A 20,616-nucleotide genomic window follows, 5' to 3' on the forward strand; every position below is an offset into this window, starting at 1 on the left:
TTACGCCGCGCCATGCTCGATGCGAAGCTGAGCAATCAAAAACTGGCGGATCGATGCGGGGTGGATGTTAAGACGGTGGAACGCTGGTTACAGGATGAGGCACGAGTCCCGCACCTTCGGCATCAGCTGACCGCCGCAGAGGCATTAGGAGTTGATACGTCCATGTTGTGGCCAGAGGCTATCCGTAACACCGTGAAGACCGGGCCGGACCGGGAAGTCCTGACCGTCTACCCCTACCGGTCGGCGTGCCCCAAGTCGATCTGGCGCAACCTGATCAGCTCGGCCCGCAACGAGATCGTGTTCGCCGGGTACACCAACTACTTCCTGTGGCTGGAGCACCCCAACCTCGCCAAGGTCCTCAAGCGCAAGGCAGAGCAGGGATGCAAGATCCGCTTCCTGATCGGCGACCCGGACAGCGAGGTCACCCGCCAGCGCGAAGAGGTGGAGAACGTCCCGCTGACCGTCTCGACCCGCATCAGGATCACTCTGTCGGAGATCGAGCAGGTTCGGGACGTGCCCGGCATCGAGGCGCGCTTCGGAGACGAGCACATCGCGATGAGTGTCTTCCGTTTCGACTCCGAGATGCTCGTGACGCCACATCTGGCCAAGCTCGTCGGCCACGACTCACCGATGATGCACCTGCGTCGCTACCAGGACGACGGCTTGTTCGACCGGTTTGGCTATCACGCCTCAGAGCTGTGGAGCAATGGCCGGGACGTCTGGGCGGAGGAGCCGCGAAAGCCTGCGGAGAGCGCCAGCTCTGGGTGACTAACTGGGTGACAACGACCCCGGACAGGGGCGGACACCGGTGGACTGGCGTGGACCGTACGCCCAGGTCAGCGCCGGTATCGGCCCTGGTCGTGCCCCTGCTCGGATCGCCTTACAAGCGAGATGTCACTGGTTCGAACCCAGTAGTGCCCACCACAAGCCTCCTGGCCTGCTAAGACAGGTCAAGGGCTCTGTTTTTCCGAGCTGGCCTCTCTACTACGTCGCTCAGCCATAACTCGCTTCAGCAACCTGGCCGCGCGTGAGCACGAGCTTGCGTCATGCCGCCCTTGGTGACTCAAGTAGGGCGAGGCGGTTCCATATCCGTTGCCGTCGGCAATGGTTCGCTACTCTGGGTAACGTGCATGCGCAGAGAGAGAGTCTCAGGTGCGTAAGGGCTCTGTCAACGACGTCTGAATCCTGACCCCCTATCGTCGTCTGAAAATTGACCCCTCTCGCGTATTTGATCGTTACTGGTCGTTGCTGGGATTGGCCGCGGGCACGCGGCCAAGGTCACGGTTTTTGAGGCGGTAGCTGTCTCCCTTCAAACTGATGACTTCGGCGTGGTGGACCAGCCGGTCGATCATGGCGGCGGCCACAACATCGTCGCCGAACACCTCGCCCCAGCGTCCGAAAGGTTTGTTGCTGGTGACGATCAAACTGGCCCGCTCATAGCGACTGGAGACCAACTGGAAGAACAGATTGGCCGCCTCCGGTTCGAAGGGGATGTAGCCGACCTCGTCCACGATCAGCACCGGGATCCGAGACAACTTGATGAGCTCGCCCTGCAGCATGCCGGCGGCATGGGCATCGGCCAGCCGGGCCACCCACTGGGCGGCGGTGGCGAAAGCGACCCGGTGACCGGCCTGACACGCCCGGATCCCCAACCCGATGGACAGATGGGTCTTGCCGGTGCCGGGCGGGCCGAGGAAGACCACGTTGTCCTTGGCGGTGACGAAGTCCAGCGCGCCCAGATGCGCGATGACCTCACGCTTGAGAGAGCGCTGGTGGTCGTAGTCGAAGTCCTCCAACGCCTTGCGGGCCGGAAAGCGGGCGAAGCGGATCCGGGCCTCGCCGCCGTGTGATTCCCGGGCGGCGACCTCGCGTTGCAGGCAGGCGGCCAAGAACTCCTCATGCGTCCAGGACTCGGCCCTGGCCCGCTCGGCCAGCCGATCGATGGAGGCCGCCAGGGATGGGGCCTTGAGCACCCGGGTCAGATAGGCCAGCTCGGCCGCGACGTTGCGGCCGCTGGTCGTGGTGGTGGTGTTCGTGCCGGTCGCGGTCATCACGCCACTCCCTCGATGCCGAGCAACGCGTCGTAGTCACTCAACCGACGCTGCTCGACCTCAACCTCAGCGGGGGCCCCGGCTGTGGCCGGGGCAGGGGTCGTGCGCAGGCCGGTGCGGCGCATCGCGGCGGCCACCTGCGCATGCAGCGCATCGGTGATGGTCTGGTGCGGCGCCCAGCACCGCCGGTGGCGGGCCACCAACTGCCCGCCGCAGGTCACCGTGACCTCCTCCAAGGAGGCGACCACCTCCACCAGACGGCCGATCACCGAGGGATGGACCGAGTAGTCACACGAGGCGATCCGCACATAGTGATCACGCGCCAGCCGAGTTGAGGTGCGCCAGCCCACGGCCGGCGCGATCGGCGGCAACGCCACCATCGCCGCCAGATCGGCGTGCAGCCGATCCAGCGGACGGCACTGGATACGCCGGTGATGGCGGCTGTTGGCCCGGGGCAGCCAGGCGGCCAGCTGGGCGTTGAAGTCCTGCGGCGAAGCAAAATCGCGGCCGGGCAGAAACGAGGTCTCCAGATAGCCGTTGGCCCGCTCGACCAGCCCCTTGGCCTCGGGATCTCCCGGACGGCACTGCGCGATGCGCACCCCCAGCGCTCCGCGAAAAGCATGGGCGTCCGCGGTGAGCTGCGGTTTGCCGCCCCGCCACTGGCCGATCGCGGACTCGTTGTCCCACACCAGCGTCTTGGGCACCGCGCCCAGCTCCGACAACAAAGCCCAGTGCCCGGAAAACAGATCCCCCGCGGTGCGCGAAGGCAGCATCCGGGCCATCATCCACCGCGAGTATCCGCTGACGATGACCAGCACCGGCGGGCTGGCCAGATGCCCAGCCCCCACCGGCACCTTCACCGGCGGAAACCACAGATCACATTGGGCCAGCTCGCCCGCGTGATAGGTGGTCCGCGACGCCGGATCGACCGGCTGGAACTGCGGCCGCAGCACACGGATCCGGTCTTTGAGGACCGTGAGCGAGCGCTCCCAGCCGATCCGCTCGGCGATCACCGTCGCGGGCATGGTCGGAAACTCCGCCAGCAGCGCCCGGATCCGCGGTTCGGCCGCGTCCACGATCGATCCCTTGCCCACCCGCTCATATGCTGGCGGTGCATCGGCCGCCAGCGCCCGTTTCACGGTGTTCTTCGAGATGCCCATATGCCGAGCGATCGCCTTGATCGGCATCGTCTCGGCTCGATGCAACCGGCGGATCTCCGCCCAGTCCTCCACCTTGATCACCCTCCAGAGTGACTACAAGGGGGGTCAATTTTCGGCCGTCGCCACGGGGTCAGTTTTCACCCGTCGTCGACAGGCTCGCAGATTATTAACACGCAGCTTTGATCTTCGGTAGCGGAATGATGCCTTCCACCGCGGCCAGATCGTAGAGAGCCTCCAGCGTTGGCAGGCGATGAGGACTGGGCTGGATGGTGTACCCGGCCTGCTGGAGGAGTTGCCGGGTCTCACGCATGCGCCGGTTGAGGGTTTCGGGCCGGACGGTGAACAACTCGGCGATGGCGACCTGGGGTAAGCCGAACCGGTAGTGGACAAGGGCGCTCAGCAGCCGGTCGGCGAGGGTGAGGATGGGACGGCGTCCGGTGCCGGGAGCGGCCATGCGCGGACGGTGCCCGCGTCGCTTGTCCAGGTGTGCTTCGCGCTGCTGGTCATGCAGCGTCAGCAGGGTGGCGATCAGGGTGTCCCAGCCCGGGCCGGTCAGTCCGGTCAGGGCAGGGTGACAGAGCCAGGCCAGGTCGGGGCTCGGCTGGTCGAACGGGTCCGGGACATCGTTGACCTGGGCGTAAGCCTGCGGACGCAGCGTGTAGTTCCAATCGCCGTGCCAGTCGTGACGCTGCAACGGTAGAGCGTCCATCTGCCTGTCGCTGATGGTGATGCCGGTCGGGTAGATGCTGATATCGAGGTCGGCGTGCACGCGAAGCCCGGTGCGGGTGGTGGTGGAGGCGATGGTCTGCATGATGACCTCGTGGCTGCTCAGCGGTCGGCCCCGCCAGTTCATGGTGATGTGCGAGAACAGCCGATGCTCGACCTTGTTCCACTTGGAGGTGCCGGGCGGAAAATGGCACACGGTGATCTCCAGCCCGGTCTCCACCGCCAGTGCGGCCAGCTCAGACTTCCAGGCTCGGGTGCGATACCCGTTGGATCCTCCCGCGTCGGCGGTGATCAGCAGGCGTGTGGCCAGCGGGTAGTCGTTGCTGCCGGTTGCTTTCCACCAGCGGCGGATGGACTCCACGGCGAAGGCGGCGGTGTCGTGGTCGGTGCCGACGTTCACCCAGCCGGCATTCGCCGTGAGGTCGTAGATGCCGTACGGCACCGCTTTGCCCAGGCTCTGGTCGAGGAAGTCGTGGGTGCGGGTGGCCGTCGGTTCGCCCACCGGCCGCCAGGTTCGGCCCGCGTTCTTGAACTCCCCGACGAGTTCCTTCTTCTTGGTGTCCACGCTGATCACCGGATCGCCCGTGTGCTGATAGCTCGTGACCTGCTCGTTGATGTAGCGGAACTGGCCATCGCGGTCCGGATGCTGCTTGCCTTCGATGGTCTTGGCGTTGGCCTGCAGGCTGAATCCTTCCTCTCGCAGGAGGTCGGCGATGACATCGGCGCTGACCCGATGTCCTTGCTGCGTCAGTTCGGTGGCCAGGGTGCGGGTGGACTTGGTGGTCCACCGCAACGGCGACATCGGATCGCCCCGTTCGTCCGGTTCAACCAGGGCCAGCAGCGCTGGCCGCAGCCCGGGGTCCAGATCGACCAGGCGTTTGCGGCCCCCACCCCGGCGGCGCGCCCGCCCCAGCGGCTCGGTACCTGAGTCCAGCTCATCGACGCCTAACGACACCGTCGCCTCACGGACATCCGCAGCTCGGGCCACCGCTCGGATCCCGCCATGCCCCAATGCGCGAGCTTCGGCCCCCATCAGCAGCCGCCGCTGCCGTTCATCCAGATGAGGAAAAATCGTCCCGAACTTCAGCCTCAGCGTCTCCACCGTTTCCTGCGTCACGCCCATACCATCTCAACGAACGCAAACCCGGCAAGCTACGGCTTATTTCTCTGCGAGCCCTAAGCCGTATGGCTTTGAGGTTGAGCCGGAGGTCCGAGAGTGGCTCGATAATTTGAGTGACAGCGACTTCAAACGGGTTGACGAGGTGGCCGGTCTTCTGGCGGAAAAAGGGACCGAGCTTGGCGGTCCATGGTCGGATCACCTGGAAGGGCCGGTCTGGGAACTGCGGGTTCGGTTGCGTGACGTTGCAGCTCGGGTGACGTACTGGTGTACTCCGGGTAGGACGATCGTGTTGCTCACGGCTTTCCGTAAGACCAAACAGCACGATCAGCGACAGATCGACAGGGCGGTCCGGGCGCAGAAGATCTGCGAACGCGACCATCATGGGCCGGTGGCTGAGATCTATGAGAGGCAGGCGTGATGACTGGGTATCACACCCGCTGGGTGCGACCTGAATCCCAGGCCGAGGATCCCGAACGGATCATGATCCGAGAGGCACTGGCCTTCGGTAAGGCGCTGTATGACCGGCGTGGTGCACTCGGGCTGACCGTGGCGGAGCTGGCCGAGCGTGCCGGCATGACCGAGGATGAGATCGAGTGCATCGAGGAAGGCGGGACCGCGCCGACGATCGCTTTGCTGCGGCATCTGGCCGCGGCGCTGAACGCCGACGTCCGTCTTACTTCCGGTCATGATCTGGGCTCGGTCTGGTTTGAGCCGCACGCGGCCTGATCGACGAACACTGGTCACCCAGCGCGCAGGAAATCCCCCTCGCTGCCGAGGTGCTGCGGGGGTCTCACCAAAATCAGCACCTATAGGAAGCGCAGAGAGCACAGGTCCTAGGTGACAGGATCTACTTCCGATAGTGATGTCCACCAGGCGAAACGTCCCCTATCTCCCCTTGAGCACAGGGCGAGAGTGACTACCGGGTGACTAACTCCTGAAGGCTTCGTCATAAGGATGGGTGTCGGCGGCCTCGCCGAGCCCCGCGTCAGCCGACTCGTCGACCGCTTCCAGCGCGGTCAGCTCCTCGCGCGCGATGGACAGTCGTTCCAGGCGGCGCCGTGCCACCGTCATCCGCTCCTGCATCTCCTCCATCTGCCTTGGGCCGCCCCGGTGAAGTTGGAGGCTAGATCGCTTGGTTCTCGATCGCCAGGCCGCCGTCGGCGGTTGATCGGTGGAACGTCTCCTCGTACTCGGCCGGAGGAACGTTCCCGCAGTAAGAATGTAGCCTTTCAGAATTATACCAGGCAACCCATTCCATGGTGGAAATCGTCACATCCATGACGCCTTTCCAGCCGCCATGGAACTCGATTAGCTCCTTCTTGTAGAGACTGTTGAGCGACTCCGCAGCGGCATTGTCATACGAATCGCCTTTGCTGCCCACAGAACGAGCCGCACCGACCTGGTCGAGCCGTTCGGCGTAGCGGATAGAAGTATATTGAACGCCTCTATCGGAATGGTGAACAAGGTCATCGATGACGCCTCCACGCGCCCAGATCGCCATTTCCAGGGCGTCGAGTGCCAGATCGGTGCCCAGGTGGTCGGCGACCTGCCAGCCGACGATCCGACGGGAGTACAGGTCCTGGACGAACGCGGTGTACACCCAGCCGGAGGCGGTGGCGACATAGGTGATGTCCGCGACCCATCGCAGGTCCGGCCGGCCCGCGGTGAAGTTGCGTTCCAGCAGGTCACCGGGTCGATCGGCGCCGGGGACGGTGGTCCGGGGCCGTTTGCGCGACCAGGTCGCCCCGCACAGGCCCAGCTCGCGCATCAGCCGCTCGACCGTGCACCGGGCGACCGTGACGCCCTGGCGGTTGAGCTGGCCCCACACCTTCCGCGCCCCATATAGGCCACGTCCCGGGCCGTTCCACACTTTCAGGATCTCCTTTTTCACCTCTTCGTCCCGGACCGCACGAGCCGACGGATTCGACTCCCGTTTCTTCGCCGCCCAGTACGTGGACGGCGCGAACTCCAGCACGGCACAGATCGGCTCCACACCGAACCGTTCGCGATGGGTATCGATGAACTCGACTAGCCTCGATCTTTCGTGAAGTCGGTTGGGTCGGGTAGAGGGGTCAACCGACTTGGTTTTTCAGGTCCTGGTCAGCGTTGGCGCCCAGCTGTCGCGCTGGGTGGGCGGGGTTCCACGGGCCCGGACGGTCTCCTTCCTGCGTCGGCTGGGCAATCGGGGGCTGGTCAGGGTGCCGGCAACATCTGCAGGCGAGTGACCGCGGTGGCGATCAGATCGGCCCATGGCCAGTGGTGAGCGAGGCGCAGGCGCAGCCGTCGTCCGCCTTTAACCATGCGTCCAACGGTCGAGAAGATGCGCAGACGCAGGCGTTTGGGTTCCCAGCGACGGGCCGGGAGGCCGTCAAGGGCGAGCATCTGCATCCAGGCGGTCAGCTCCGAGGCCAGGGCGACCAGCTCGCACCAGATCTGGTTTTGAGCGGATCCGTGCAGCGGCAGGTTCCGCAGCCCGGTGTCTTTCGCGCAGCGAATGCGGTCCTCGCAGCGGGCCCGGCGACGGTGGCGTAGTTCCAGGTCGGCGAGCTGGCCGCGGCCGCCGCCGGGCCGGGTTCCGGTGATAAAGCAGGTGAAGCGGTGTCCGTCGATGTCGGTGAAGCGCAGCTGCGCGCCGGGGTGGGGACGCTCTTTGCGGACGATGACCCTCATGCCCTTGGGCCAGGACGACAGGTCGAGCATGCCGGTGAGTTCGGCGACCCACGCGCCGTCGCGAGGTTGGCGGTCGGCGTCGTAGGCGACCTCCCACACATCCTTGGGCAGGGACAGGATCGCGGCGCAGATGTCGTCGGTGAGGTTGAACCCGATGGAGTACTTCAGGCGGCGGGCGGTCACCCAGGTGAGGAAGGCGCGGGTGCCGCCCCCCGAATCGGTCCGTATCAGGACCTGCTTGTGCAGGTGGGCCGGTATCTGGTTGAGGGCGAGTCGTCCGGCGGTGATGTGATCGTCGGCGGTGTTGGATCCGGCGTTCCCACGGCGTAGCAGCAGGGCGGCGGCCTCCCCCGTCCCGTCTGGGCCGTGGTCGATGAACGCGGTCATCGGGTGAAAGCCGTAGGTGTGTTTCCAGGTCGGGGCTGCTTGTTCTTTGTCGGAATGCGCGATCACGATGGTTGCGTCCAGGTCCACCGGGATCAGTGTGCCGTCCGCTCCGGGAGCGCGTTCACCGGCCAGGGGCCATGCTTTGGCCCGTGCCTGCGCGCGAGCGGCGCGGATCGCCCGCAACGCCTTGGGTCCTGCGGCGGCGAGGGTGGTGACCAGCCGTGACACCGTGGGATCGGAGGCCACCGGCCCGTATAACTGGGGTGAGGACCGCAACACCGCGATGTCGGCCAGGCAGTCCCCGCCCAGCGCGAGTGTCATGGCCAGATCCGCCACGATCTTCCCGGGATCATGTACTGCCCGGGGTGCGCGCCACGGCTGGAGCGCCTGCGACAGGCCCTTGTCCAGGCCGGTCACTCTCAGTGTTTCCATCAGCAGCAGGCCGCCGGCCTGGCTGATCAATCCCTTGCCGTCCGCAGACGTGACGATCTTGGAACGATGACCGATAAGCTGCACTCGAAAAGTGCCTTTCGAACTGGTGTGGACAGGACCCTCAGCAAGTCCAATCCTCCCAGTTCAGGGCACTTTTCGCATTTAAACGATCAACACGGGCCGGCCCCTCGGCGAAAGCGCGAGGCTAGCGCGGCAGTCTGGGATCGAGTTCCCGGGCGAAATACGCCGAGGCGGCCTTCAGGATCTCGTTCGCCCGCCGCAACTCGCGATTCTCACGCTCGAGTTCGGTGATCCGCTGGGCGTCAGAAGTCGATGTCCCCGGGCGCTTCCCGCCATCGACCTCGGCCTGGCGCACCCAGGTCCGTAGCGCCTCGCGGTGCACCCCGAGCTGGTCTGCGACCCGGGCCAGCACGCCCGCCCCCTCACCGGCCGCACGCAGCTCGAAAACCATACGGACAGCGCGTTCCCGCAGCTCAGGGGCATACTTCCTCGGTGGTGCCATAACTCCTCACCCTTCCAGGTATCGGAGCCTCCAACTAACTCGGGGTGGCCCACCTGGACAGCTCAGCGCATTGCTGCCGTGCGGACTCCTCGGCCCGCTGTCCGTGGCCATGTAAAAGTCCCCACAGGTGGCCAGTTCGAGGTCACCACTGATGGCCGATTTAGGTCCCCGCTTCTCGTTCGCGTGTCGTCGGGAGGTGTGTGCCCTGAGCGGTGATCGTGACGGTGTCAGCCAGTCACGAGATCACCGCTCAGGGGGTCTGTTCGGCCATGAAATCTTCGGGGGAAGTCATGGACATCATCGCCGCCTACCGCGAGGTAGGCACCTATCGCGGGGCCGCGCAGATATGCGGCACCACGCACAAGACCGTCAAACGCATCATCGAGCGGTCCCTGGCCGACAACAAGCCGACCGGCCGCAAACGCCGTGAGCACAACTTCGACGCGGTCGCCGAGCTGGTGGCCGAGAAGGTGCAGTCCACCGCGGGGAAGATCTCGGCCAAGCGGCTGCTGCCGCTGGCCCGGGCCGCCGGCTATACCGGGTCGGCGCGTAACCTCCGGCGTCTGGTCGCTTCAGCGAAGAAGACCTGGCGGCGCGATCACCATCGCGGGCGGCGTCCGGCGATCTGGACACCGGGCGAGATGCTGGTCATCGACTGGGGTGACGCCGGCGGTGGGCTGCACGTGTTCTGCGCGGTGCTGGCCTGGTCCAGGATCCGGTTCGTGCGGTTCGCCGACAACGAGCGCGCCCAGACCACCTTGGCCATGCTGGCCGAATGCTTCGAAGAACTCGGCGGAGTGCCGAAGGCAGTACTGGCTGATCGGATGGGCTGCCTGAAGGGCGGCGTGGTGGCCAACAAGGTCATCCCGACCGCCGACTACGTTCGTTTGGCGACGCACTACGGTTTTCGGCCGGATTGGTGTGAGGCCGCCGATCCCGAATCGAAGGGGATCGTGGAGAACCTGGTCGGCTATGCCAAGCGTGACCTGGTCGCCCCGCACGCCCCGTTCGACGATCTGACGGTTGCCAACGTCGCGGCGCGGCAGTGGTGCGCCGAGGTCAACGCCGTGCCGCACTCGGAGATCTGCGCGATCCCGGTCGAGCGACTGGCCGCTGAGCGCGAGTTGCTGAGCGCGCTGCCGTCGCTGCGGCCGGCGATCGGCAAGGTGTCGGCCACCCGCAAGGTCGACAAGCTCTCATGCGTGCGGTTCGGCTCGGCCCGCTACTCGGTGCCGACCCGGCTGATCGGCGCCGCCGTCGCCGTCGTGGAGGCCGACGGGCGGCTGCTGGTCTCGGACCTGGCCACCGGTGAGATCATCGCTGATCACGCCCCGGTCGCTCCTGGGGAAGCAGCCGTCGCCGATGAGCACTACGGCGGTCCCCGACCTACGCCGCGCCGGGCCGCCCGACCCAAAACCGAGGTGGAGAAGACCTTCCTGGGGCTTGGCCCGGTCGCGGAGACGTTCTTGGCCGCCTCGGCCGCCTCCGGCAACACCCGCCTGGCCGCCGATCTGGAGGAGCTGGCCGCGCTGCGTGCCGCGCACGGCGAGGCCGCCCTGCTGTCGGCGCTGGAGCGAGCGATCGCTTTTCGCCGCTGGCGGGCCGAGGACGTGCGCTCGATCCTGGCCGCCGGAGCCGGAACCGCGCAGCCCTGTCCGGCTGGAGACGCTCTCGTTCTGGAGTTGCCGCAGGTGCCGACCCGGCCGCTGTCGGCCTACACCCTCGACAAGCTCAACCAGATCGGGCAGGTGTCATGAGCGCATCCGCTATTCCGCCGCTGGCCGCCGATCTCGACGGCGGGCTGCGCCGCCTGAAGCTGTCGACGATCCGGCGTCTGGCACCGGAGCTGCTCCTGACCGCCCGCACCCAGCGGTGGAACCCCGAGGAGTTCCTGCGCACGCTCATCGATGCCGAGCTGGCCGCTCGGGACGCCTCCAACGCCCGGATGAGGATGAAGGCCGCCGCGTTCCCGGTCATCAAGACGATCGAGGAGTTCGACGTCGCCGCCTCCTCGATCCCCCGGGCGACGTTCGACTACCTGGCCTCGCTGGAGTGGATCCGCGCGGCCGAGAACTACTGCGCGGTCGGGCCGGCCGGCACCGGCAAGTCCCACAGCCTCATCGCGTTCGGCGTCGCCGCCGTCCAGGCCGGTTACAAGGTTCGTTACTTCACCGCTGCTGAGCTGGTCGAGACGCTCTACCGAGGTCTGGCCGACAACTCCGTCGGCCGCGTGATCGAGAGCCTGCTGCGCGCCGATCTGGTCGTCATCGACGAGGTGGGGTTCGCCCCGCTGGATGACACCGGCACCCAGTTGCTGTTTCGGTTCGTTGCCGCCGCCTACGAGCGCCGCGCGCTCGGGATCGGCTCGCACTGGCCCTTCGACCAATGGGGGCGATTCCTGCCCGAGCACACTACCGCCGTCAGCCTGCTGGATCGGCTCTTGCACCACAGCATCGTCGTGGTCACCGAAGGCGAGTCCTTCCGCATGCGACAGGCCCGAACCCGAGGCCCAGGACGACTCACCAAGAAGTAGTCAACTACGAAGAGCCGGGGACTTTTTCTTGGCCACCAGCGGCGACACGCACTTGGCCATTGACACCCGCTCCAGCTTTGTCAGCAGCGACGTCACCATCGCCTCCCTCGCAGCAGTCCGCAAACCACCGCCATCACTCAACGCATAGCTGCAACTCCAAAATGTAGGCGGCGATGGCATCGCTGACCCCCAAGACTGCAAGATTCCTTACTGAACCAGCTCGTATATCAGCGAAGTCCTCCTGTCACTGCGCTGGTGGCCGGCGAGATCGTGGCGCTCGGTATGGACCCAGAGCCGCGTCGTGCCCGGCGCTGGGGCGATGTCGATGATGCGGTCAGCCGGACTGCCCCCCGGGAAGGTCGATTTGGTCCATCTGCCGTCGCGAAGGTTGAGCACATAGGGTGCGCCGGAGGCGGGGTTGGCGGCGATCCACAGACCGCTCGCTGGGTCGATGCGCACGGCGGTCAAAGCTGTCTGCACTACGTTCAGGTCCACCTGCCTCCATCGGGTGCGGTCCCAATGCAGCACGGCAGGGCTGCCACCGTCCGCCCAGGCGGGACCGACCGCCCACGCCTGGCCATCCTGCTGTGCCACCAGGCTCATCTGCTCAAGGTAGCGCCGCCCGCGACACGATGGCCGAGCCAACTCCACCATGCACGGGTGATCGACCTTCTGCCAGCCTGCGGCGTTCCAGTGCAACATGATGGCCACCTCATTGCTCATCTGCGTGTCGCTCACCACCCACACGTCATCCGGACCCGTAGCGGCGACCGCGGCCAAAGAACGCACCGGCAGCGTGCTCTGACGCCATACCTTCCCGCTGTGATGCAGCACCGTCGAATCCTCGCCGTCGGGGTCCACGGAGGTAACGAACCACGCATTGTCTCGGGAGTCCGCGGCGATATCGATCACCGGGTTCCAGGTTGCGCTTCGGGACCGTTGTCGCGTCCAGCTTCCATGAGATAACCGCCACAGATCCTCTGTGTTGTCGTCCACATGTTGCACGGTCGCGACCGCCCAGATCGTCTCGCCGGATGGCGAGCCGCCGACTTCGAGCTGCGAGGCCTTGCCGAACTGTTTGGGCAGCCCAGCACGCTTCCAGGAAACCCCATCTCAGCGCAGCATCGACCAGGCACGCCGCCGGCTCTCCGCGGCGAACAGCAATGCCCCGCCGCCCGCCGCCGGGACCAACCGTAAACCGTCTTGGGCGGTGTATCTCACCGCCCAGCGCGACGCCGACTCGACGGCGTCATCAGCCGTCCGTCCAGAACCGCTCAGGGCCGTATCGGCGGCCAGCACACACACGCTGGCAAGGACCAGGACAGCGAGCACACTCGGAGTCTTGCGCATCCGACTAAGGATCACACAACGTGCGCAGGCATCGGTGATGCCGCATCACGTCGTCGCTCTGGAGCGCCGCACCTAGGTCCGGCGGCATAATTGCCTGAACCTGGCCATACGAATCGACCTGTACACCGACACCACGCGGGAAACGATCACATCGTCGCTGGGAAGCGATCACCAACAGGCCCATGCTCGCCCAGCTCACATCTACTCGTGAACACCCCACCAGGACGAGAAGCCTGGTTCCAGATCATGGAACCGAGCCTTCTTACTGTTCAGGGTCCATGTGGCAGTTCGGCAAGCTGCCTGATTGTGCATGGGGCAGTAGATCCTGCGGTGTGTCGGCCGCCGGGAGATGTGCGGATCTTTGCGAGGAGAACTCAGGGCCGGTCAGGGGTGTCGCAGGTCGTATGCGATGCGGGCGACGACGTTGCTCAGCACGCGCATGCGCATGCGCTCTGTTCTGGTCGTGCAAAAGTTCCCGGCCCGCTCGGCAGTGGAGCGGGCCGCGTCGACGGGAGAAGGGTCCAGAGCCTGCTCCAGGAGGACGAGCGCGGCGCCCCTCCGCCACAGCGGCATCGCCTCGTCGCCCGCGCCTGACGTGGAGCGCGCCCACAGCCGCTCGGCCTGCCGGTCGGTCTCGGCACATAGCCGGGCCAGCCGCGACCGCAGTGCCTCGCGTTCGCCGGGCGAGCGCTCGCCGTGCTCCAGCACCCGCAGTGTCTTCTCACCAAGTGAATCCTCCAGGTCGATCGCGGCGACGGCGAAAGAGACGGCCAGCTTGGTGATGTCGAGCAGTACGGCCGGCGAGGGGTTTGCGAGAATTCGCGCCATCTCCGGCTCGTCCAGGAAAGGCGCGCGCGGATTCAGAAGGGCGGCAGGCACGAGGGGGTCGGGCAGCGGGTCGGTGACCAGGATCGTGAACTGATCAGAACGCAGCCACCGCGGAGTCAGGCGCTGCCCGCTGATCGCTTCACCCAGGGCCAAGATCCGAGCCTTGCGCGCCTGCGCCGGCAAGCCGTCATGCAGACCGACCTGTTGTAGCAGTTCATCCAGGGCGGCCGGATCACTGCCCGAGCGCTGCCCGATGTCCGTCAGGTCGAAGGAGGTGACGATTTGGCCGTCGACGGCGTAGGCGACTTCGTTGTCCAGCTCTTCGTTCCAGAACACGCCGAAGGCACATCCGCCGACTGACAAGGGCTCCAGGACCGCAGATCGCACTCCCTGGAATCCGCTGGGTTCCATGGCGATCGTCCACTCGCCCATCGTGGTGAGCTCGACCAACTCCTCCCCGTGCTCATACTCCAGGTCCTCGAGTTCGTCGGGTGTGGCCCACAACCCCGTTTCCGGGACCGCGCCGAAGCGGCGGGCGACCTCCTCCAGGTCACTGTTCCGGCACCAGGTCAGGCACACTTGGCCGCCGGGAAAACCGGCGTCGAGGAGTTCGGCGTATCGCGCGTGAATCGGATCCATGGGGCGCTCCTTTGCGTGCGGTATGGAGGGAGGGCTGGCGACGTGGATGCAGCGAGCGCTCTACGCCCTCGCTGCGCTGAAGATCATCACATACGTGGTAGGGCCTCCACCGGCGACCGGAACTGCAGCTTGAACAGGGCGAAGCCAACGATGTCCGCCGTGAAGTCCTCGTGGCTGAGGAGTTTGCGGTGGACCCTGAACTGCCACTCTTGGTCTCGGTGGCAGAGATCGAACTTCTCGAAGTAGTCGTAGTCTCCGGAGTATCAACTGATCGCGTAGATCTTTCCGGAGGTCAAGTAGAGGCTGCGGACCTGCCGATCAGTCGTCCAGGGGTTCCTCGCCGGGGAAGCACAGCTCCAGCATCTCTGGGGAGAAGTGGAGACCGGTGATCCTGCTCGCCAGGGCGAACGACCTCTCTATCGGGAAGTCGATGCACGAGCCGTCCATGTCGATGTCGTAGTCGGGGTCCAGCCCGACCTCGCGCATCTCCTCGACGAAACGGTCCGGGTCGGTGCCCAATCGATCGTCCGGGAGTACCGGGTCAAACTGGACGACCGGCTCGCCGTCGACGATGTAGGCGAAGGTGTCCGAGGCATAGTCATGGCGGCAGACCGACACGACCTCGGTTCCCTGTGAGATCGGGATGTATATCGCGGGGTCGACGGCGAGCTGCCATCCTCCCGGTTCGACGACCAGGGTCCAGTCGCCGATCTTCGCGGTGCCGATGTAGTCGGCCGCGTCTTCCCCCATACTTTCCGCCGAGCGCTCGTCCGGTTCGTCGACCGCCACCGCCTCTTCCGCGGCGCTCCCGTCCACGCTGAATCGGCGAAGGACCTCCTCCGGAGCGAGACCCCGGACGAAGGACACACAGTAGATCTCATCCAATTCTTCGCAGTCGGAGAGCCAGCGAAATTCCCCCGGGCACTCTGTCATCGTCGCTCCTTTGATCATGTGAGCGGCATGATGGCAGTCGTCGCCGACAAAAGGGGTTCGGAGGTCCGATTGGTGAAGGAATGCCGGTGGACGACCTCGGCCCAGGGATGTCTTCTGGGTGACTATCTGGGTGACAACGACCACAGACGGGACCGGACAACGGTGGACGGTCGTGGACCGTACGCCCAGGTCAGAGGCGGTATTGTCCCTGGCTGCACCCCCGCTCTGATCGCCTTACAAGCGAGATGTCACTGGTTCGAACCCAGTAGTGCCCACCAGCCAAAACGCCCCGTCTCCGATCGCAGCGCGCGCCCGCAGTTGCGTGCCGTCCCCGAGGATCACCGTCGGTCCGGACGTGCTTGAGAGGTCGAGTCCGATCGCATCGCACGGGGTGTAAAGCTGCGCACCGAACTTCTGTGCCTGGACGAGGGCGAGCTGCGTCAGGTCATCGCAGCTCACTCCGCGAGGGAAACCCAGATAGTTCTCGATCCTCGAGCTGGTTGCCGCCTGCCCGCCTGCGCCGGCCGCGTCGAACACCGCGGTCACGAGGCCCTCAGAGGCGGCGTACACCGCTGCGGCCAGCCCCGCGGGTCCGGCATCGCCCACCACCAGGTCCACGTCGTGACCCGCGGCTTCATAGGTGAAGCCGACGGCCTCGGCGAGGTCGTGCGGCGTGGCGCGGCGCAGCACCCGTCCGGAGACGACGGCCACCGGGAGGTCTGCTGTCGTCGATCCCGTAGGACGCCATGATGGTCTGACCCGCGATGGAGTCGGCATCGACGGCCGTGTGCGGGATCTGCAGTCGGGCGGCGAAGGTCCGCAGGGCCCGGTTCTCGGCGCAGTCGGAGACTCCGATGATCTCCAGGACGCTGCTTGCCGATTCGAGGAGCATCCGACGGCGTATGGCGAAGGCGTCCACGAGCACGTCGGCGATGTCCACCTCCTCACCCAGCACCTCACGCAATCGGTCCGCACGGATGTGGACGACCAGACCGGATTCCCGGACCCGGGCGGTGAGGAAGACGGTCTGTCCAGTGAGGATGCTCAGCTCACCGGTGAAGTCGCCTGCGCACCGCGAGTAGACGACTCGCTCGGGCTCGGTAGCCGTGGCGTCGCAGACCACGTCGATTGCCGCCGACTCGACGAGGAACAGGTCGTAGCTGCGGTCGCCGGTGCCGTAGAGCACCTGTCCCGCCTGGACCTCCTCTCGATCGCCGTACGCCGCCAGGCGACGGAACTGCTCCGCGCTCAAACCCGGCTCGCAGCCCTGCTCCCCGTGAACTCCGTCCCCCACCTTCGCGTCCAGCCCGCCGGTCGTCGCCATCATGGCTTCAGACCGTGATCATCGATCCAGGCGAGCGTGGCATCGGCGAGTTCGCGCCAGCCGTGGTCTAACGGAGCGCTATGACCCCGGTCTTCGTACGGGGCCTCGGGCAGGTTCTGAACGACGTGTGCGTAGGAGTCGGTGACCGCGTCGACGCCGACATCGGGGAGTCGCCCGGGGGCGGCACGTGTCGCAGCGACGGTGCTTCCGTCGCCCGGCCAACCGGGCGCGAGAGTGCGGTTAGCCCCGCTTGTCGAAGACCTTTCGCCAGGGCCGCCACGAGACGGAGTGGACCCACAGGCCATGGATGAAGACAATGGGCGTAGTCATTGGTTTCGATCTCGCTCACTGGGTGGGACGCGGCTCGGGACCGGCCCCGCCGCACTCAGGCCGAGAACATGTGAGTGCCCGGCGGACGAAGAGTGGAGAGATCCTGGACCGCCGCGCCCATGGGCGTCTCGCCGCCCAGTTCGGCAAGGAACCGGTCGGCACGTTGCACGAAGAGATGTGCCCCCTGCCGGAGCGCCACGGTGCGGGCCTGGTCGGCAAGGCGTACGGCGGCGCGGTCGTCGCCGGAGGCGTGCTCCAACTGCGCGCGGACGAGGACGAGCAGCGCCTCCGCGGAACGTTGGCCGTAGCGCTCGAGGTACTCCTCGGCGCTGTCGAGCGCTGCCCCGGCCTTGTCCAGCGAGCCCGCGGCGATGCGCATCTCACCCAGCAGGGCGTACCAGGTCGAGACGCAGGTACGGGCGGGGCTGACGAGGTTGGTGCGAATGAGTCGTTCGGCTTCGTCCGCGGCGGCCGCGGGGTCCTGTCCAGTCGTCGCCAGCGCCCAGCACCGGGCCAGGCGCAGGTAGGTGCCGAGGGAGGCGAAGGAGAAGTGCGGGTCGGCGGCGATCCCGCGCTCCGCTGCACGCAGAGCCCAGTCGGGGTCGCCGACCACCGAGGCGGTCCGGGCCTCGAAGGAGGTCGCGGCGGTGACCGCGTACGGGTCATCACCTGCCGCCTTCGCCAGGGTGTCGAGCACCGCGTGCGCCTGGGCCGTCTGTCCGTGGTAGCCCGCGATCTCAGCGAACATCCCGGCGGCCATCAGCTGCACGCCGTCCCGCACGGAATCGCGGTGTTCTTCATCGTGGTCGGAGAGGAGGTCGGGGCTCAGCGCGCTCAGCCGCTGGAAGGACTCACCGATGTTCCCCAGGCACCACTCGTGGATGCCCGCCGCGGCCCTGCCGTAGCACCGGACGACCGGGTCCTCGGAGGTCCTGCCCAACTCCTCGAGCCGACGGGCGAGAGGACTGCTGCGGTCCAGGTCGAGGGCCTGGCCGTGCGCGGTCCAGCGGGAGAACAGAAACCCGGCCGCCTCGCGATCACGCCCGAGGCGTTGCGCGATCTGCTCTGCTCGCTCCAGCAGGCTGACGGAGGCCGTGCCGTACATCGAGCGCATCCCGACGACCGCGATCAGCTGCGAGAGCGCCCTGAGCTCCAGTTCGAGAAGTGACGCCCTGCGCGCCAGCTCTACCGCCGACCCGAGGTGGCGCTCGGCTGCCGCCAACGCCGTCTTCGCCTTGGCTCGAGCGCCGGCGCGGATCAGGGCAGCAACGGTACGAGCCGGGTCTGCCACGGGCCCCGCGGACCACAGGTGGTGTGCCACCCGCTCGGCGACGGACTCGTCGCTCAGTCCGACCTCCTCGATGGCGTCCGCGATGGAGCCGTGCAGCGCGGTCGCGCGCCCTGGAGGGATCGCCTCTGACACAGCTTGGCGCACTAGGTCGTGGGTGAAGCGATAGGAGAACGGGTCGCCGGGCGTCGGGCCGACCAGACCGAGGCTGCGGACGGGTTCCAAGCGATCGAGGCAGGAACCCACGTCGAGGGACGCCATCCGGGCGAGCAGGGCGAGCTCGACGCTCTGGCCGACAAGTGCTGCGATCTCCAGCAGTTCCTGTGCGTCGCCGTCGAGCACGGCGAGGCGGTCGCGTACGACGTCGCGCACTGTCATCGGGACGGTGCCGCGCAGCACCGTCTCCGTGGTGAGCTCTCTGCCGGCGCCCCACAGCCGGCCCAGTTCCTGGACGAAGAACGGGTTGCCGGCCGTGCGGGCGTGCACTGAGGTGGCCACGTCGGGGGCGAGCCGGACGCCGGTCTCGAGGTGAATGAGCTCGGCCACCTCAGCGGAGCTCATGGGGCCGACCAGGAGCCGCCGGTGACCGGTCGCGCGACTGGCGGCGGCGAGCGTCCGGACCAGCTCCAAGCCGGGCGAAGGGCCCCGGTTGCGAAGCGCGCCGACGACAGCTGTGCCGGCGGGAAGGCGGGAGATGACATGATCCAGGAGCTGTAGCGAGCTCGTGTCGGCCCACTGCAGATCGTCGATCATCATCACGACCGGCCGCTCGCCGGCCGCCTCGGCGATCAGGCCGACGACCTGTTCCAGCAGGCGGAACCGGGCGTTGCCGTCCGGGATCGCCGGCGCCTCCGACATCTCCACGCGGGAGCCGACGAGGTGACCGAGCTCGCGAGCCAACCACTGCTCGCACCGTGCCTCCGGCATGACGTCGAGCAGGCTGGACACTGTCTCAACCCACGGCCACATCGTCGGCGTGCCCTCGCCCTCGAGGCAGTGACCCCACACCACGAGGGCGCCACGATCCTCGGCGTGGCCGGCGATCTCCTCCATGAGCCGGCTCTTCCCGGCCCCGGGCTCGCCCTCGAGCAGCACGACCGCCGTGCTGTTCTCCAGAGCCGGCTCGACAGCACGTCGCAGCACCGCGATCTCGTCCGACCGGCCGACCAGCCGGTTGACGTCGCCCGACGGGGGCGTCGGCGAGGTCGGCGGCAGAGACGGTGCCGGCGCGCCCGAGGGCTCGGTGACCGGGGCCTGGGCGGCTGACGACTGGGTCGCGGGGGTCTGGGTGAGCACCCGCTGGTGGGCGGTCTTGAGGGCCTTCCCGGGGTCGATTCCGAGATCCTCGGTGAGGCGTCTGCGCACCGCGTTGAACACGGCCAGGGCTTCCGCCTGCTGACCCGCGCCGCCCAGCAGGGTGATGAGACTGGCCTGCACCGGTTCGTGCAGGGGGGCCATCGCGGAGGCCAGGTGCAGGGCCGGCAGCACTTGCGTGGGCTGTCCGAGCATCAGTGCGACGGAGGCCGCCTCGATGCAGGCCTGGAAGTACTCGTCGTTGAGGCCGGCGAAGATCGGTGCGGCCGCAGGTCCGTGCACCCACCCATCGCCGGCCGGTCCACTCCACAGACGGAGTGCGTAGAGGTAGTGATCCAGTGCCGCTGCGTCGTGCCCCTCCGCCCGCGCTGTCCGGGCGGCGCCGAACTGCTGCCGGAACCTCGTGAGGTCGAGATGGTCTGCTCCGGCCGCGCACAGGTAGCCGTTGCCCCGCTTCAGCAGGTAGGCGCCCGTTTCTCGAGGGGGCAGGTCGGGCTCCAGCAGGCGTCGTAGCGAGCCGACATACTTGTGGATCACGTTCAGGGCGCTGGCGGGCGCGTCCTCACCCCAGATCAGGTCGATCAGCTCGCCGGTGCCGGTCGGTCGGCCTCCGCGAGCGAGGAGCAGCGCCAGCAGGTACGCCTGCTGGCGTGGCCCGGCCTCGAGCTCGCTCTCGCCCCGCCACACCCGCAACGGGCCGAGAACCTGCAGGCGCAGGGGGCCCTCGAGCGGAAGTCCCCTCATCGCATCGGTGCTTTCGGGAATGACGAGCGTTGCTGTCATGTCTGACCCCTTCGGTGCCCGGCCCCGATCCTGCCGTTCGCCGTGCGCCGGTCGGAGTTGTACTAGTGTGAGTGTACGCACACTCTAAACGCTGGAGTGCCACTCCAGCCAGACTTGAATTTCCCACCAAGGGAGGCGCGGTGACGGACGGGGACATGCGACCGGCTACACGGTTGATCGGGTTCACCGGCACGTCTTCGCGGTCCTCGGCCAGGTGCCCGACCC

At 66.8% G+C, this 20,616-nt stretch carries 17 protein-coding genes and 2 pseudogenes; 5 read left to right on the forward strand and 14 right to left on the reverse strand.

What is annotated here, in order from left to right; genetic code table 11:
* The first annotated feature begins 192 nt into the window (after positions 1-192).
* Positions 193-768, forward strand: coding sequence for a hypothetical protein (locus J2853_RS00845; protein ID WP_307553880.1), 576 nt, complete (start codon positions 193-195; stop codon positions 766-768).
* A gap of 467 nt (positions 769-1,235) precedes the next feature.
* On the opposite strand, the gene istB (J2853_RS00850) is transcribed toward J2853_RS00845, so the two are convergent.
* The 3 genes from istB (J2853_RS00850) to J2853_RS00860 all read right to left on the reverse strand — a co-directional run bounded on the left by istB (J2853_RS00850) (position 1,236) and on the right by J2853_RS00860 (position 5,060).
* Entirely contained in the window at positions 1,236-2,051 is an 816-nt protein-coding gene (gene istB / locus J2853_RS00850; RefSeq protein ID WP_307553883.1) for an IS21-like element helper ATPase IstB, read from the reverse strand.
* A complete protein-coding gene (gene istA / locus J2853_RS00855; protein WP_307553885.1) occupies positions 2,051-3,292 on the reverse strand; it encodes an IS21 family transposase in 1,242 nt (413 codons plus the stop codon). The genes istB (J2853_RS00850) and istA (J2853_RS00855) overlap by 1 nt, the downstream gene beginning before the upstream one ends.
* An 85-nt stretch (positions 3,293-3,377) precedes the next feature.
* Entirely contained in the window at positions 3,378-5,060 is a 1,683-nt protein-coding gene (locus tag J2853_RS00860) for an ISAzo13 family transposase (protein ID WP_307553887.1), read from the reverse strand.
* On the opposite strand from J2853_RS00860, the gene J2853_RS00865 reads away from it, so the two are divergent.
* Positions 5,059-5,475 carry a type II toxin-antitoxin system RelE/ParE family toxin gene (locus J2853_RS00865; RefSeq protein WP_307568550.1) on the forward strand — a complete coding sequence of 139 codons (417 nt, stop codon included), beginning with the start codon at positions 5,059-5,061 and terminating at the stop codon, positions 5,473-5,475. The two genes, J2853_RS00860 and J2853_RS00865, sit on opposite strands and share 2 nt — an antisense overlap.
* The gene (locus J2853_RS00870) at positions 5,475-5,783 is read left to right on the forward strand and encodes a helix-turn-helix domain-containing protein (RefSeq protein WP_307553889.1); all 309 of its coding nucleotides are present in this window, start codon (positions 5,475-5,477) and stop codon (positions 5,781-5,783) included. Before J2853_RS00865 ends, J2853_RS00870 begins: the two co-directional genes overlap by 1 nt.
* Before the next feature lie 201 nt (positions 5,784-5,984).
* Here J2853_RS00870 and J2853_RS00875 read toward each other — a convergent pair whose 3' ends face one another.
* The 4 genes and pseudogenes from J2853_RS00875 to J2853_RS00890 all read right to left on the reverse strand — a co-directional run.
* Complete coding sequence (locus J2853_RS00875; RefSeq protein WP_307553891.1) at positions 5,985-6,149, reverse strand: hypothetical protein; 165 nt, start codon at positions 6,147-6,149, stop codon at positions 5,985-5,987.
* 31 nt (positions 6,150-6,180) lie between these two features.
* Positions 6,181-7,089, reverse strand: a pseudogene (locus tag J2853_RS00880) (IS3 family transposase); the annotation flags it as partial.
* 161 nt (positions 7,090-7,250) lie between these two features.
* Positions 7,251-8,630: an IS1380 family transposase gene (locus tag J2853_RS00885; RefSeq protein WP_307553893.1), complete on the reverse strand. Its 1,380-nt coding sequence runs from the start codon at positions 8,628-8,630 to the stop codon at positions 7,251-7,253.
* A gap of 154 nt (positions 8,631-8,784) precedes the next feature.
* A pseudogene (locus J2853_RS00890) lies at positions 8,785-9,069 on the reverse strand (transposase); the annotation flags it as partial.
* Between the two features lie 269 nt (positions 9,070-9,338).
* Here J2853_RS00890 and istA (J2853_RS00895) point away from each other — a divergent pair.
* Both istA (J2853_RS00895) and istB (J2853_RS00900) read left to right on the forward strand, forming a co-directional pair.
* Positions 9,339-10,826 (forward strand): IS21 family transposase, encoded by a 1,488-nt coding sequence (gene istA, locus J2853_RS00895; protein ID WP_307553894.1) that lies wholly within the window; start codon positions 9,339-9,341, stop codon positions 10,824-10,826.
* On the forward strand, positions 10,823-11,602 hold the full coding sequence (gene istB / locus J2853_RS00900) for an IS21-like element helper ATPase IstB (RefSeq protein ID WP_307553896.1): 780 nt from the start codon (positions 10,823-10,825) through the stop codon (positions 11,600-11,602). Before istA (J2853_RS00895) ends, istB (J2853_RS00900) begins: the two co-directional genes overlap by 4 nt.
* Positions 11,603-11,809: 207 nt before the next feature.
* Here istB (J2853_RS00900) and J2853_RS00905 read toward each other — a convergent pair whose 3' ends face one another.
* The 7 genes from J2853_RS00905 to J2853_RS00935 form a co-directional block, all read right to left on the reverse strand.
* Complete coding sequence (locus J2853_RS00905) at positions 11,810-12,598, reverse strand: hypothetical protein (RefSeq protein WP_307553898.1); 789 nt, start codon at positions 12,596-12,598, stop codon at positions 11,810-11,812.
* A 117-nt stretch (positions 12,599-12,715) separates the two neighbouring features.
* A complete protein-coding gene (locus J2853_RS00910; protein WP_307553900.1) occupies positions 12,716-12,952 on the reverse strand; it encodes a hypothetical protein in 237 nt (78 codons plus the stop codon).
* Between the two features lie 384 nt (positions 12,953-13,336).
* Positions 13,337-14,419: a DUF6461 domain-containing protein gene (locus J2853_RS00915; protein WP_307553902.1), complete on the reverse strand. Its 1,083-nt coding sequence runs from the start codon at positions 14,417-14,419 to the stop codon at positions 13,337-13,339.
* Positions 14,420-14,737: 318 nt separating this feature from the next.
* The gene (locus J2853_RS00920) at positions 14,738-15,352 is read right to left on the reverse strand and encodes a DUF6461 domain-containing protein (RefSeq protein WP_307553904.1); all 615 of its coding nucleotides are present in this window, start codon (positions 15,350-15,352) and stop codon (positions 14,738-14,740) included.
* 234 nt (positions 15,353-15,586) lie between these two features.
* Positions 15,587-16,042, reverse strand: a complete 456-nt coding sequence (locus J2853_RS00925) for an NAD(P)/FAD-dependent oxidoreductase (protein ID WP_307553906.1) — start codon at positions 16,040-16,042, stop codon at positions 15,587-15,589.
* On the reverse strand, positions 15,987-16,679 hold the full coding sequence (locus J2853_RS00930; RefSeq protein WP_307553908.1) for a Crp/Fnr family transcriptional regulator: 693 nt from the start codon (positions 16,677-16,679) through the stop codon (positions 15,987-15,989). Before J2853_RS00930 ends, J2853_RS00925 begins: the two co-directional genes overlap by 56 nt.
* Before the next feature lie 382 nt (positions 16,680-17,061).
* Positions 17,062-20,391, reverse strand: a complete 3,330-nt coding sequence (locus tag J2853_RS00935) for a BTAD domain-containing putative transcriptional regulator (RefSeq protein ID WP_307553910.1) — start codon at positions 20,389-20,391, stop codon at positions 17,062-17,064.
* Positions 20,392-20,616: the final 225 nt, after the last annotated feature.

It is taken from the genome of Streptosporangium lutulentum (genome assembly GCF_030811455.1).
Taxonomy (GTDB): Bacteria; Actinomycetota; Actinomycetes; order Streptosporangiales; family Streptosporangiaceae; genus Streptosporangium; species Streptosporangium lutulentum.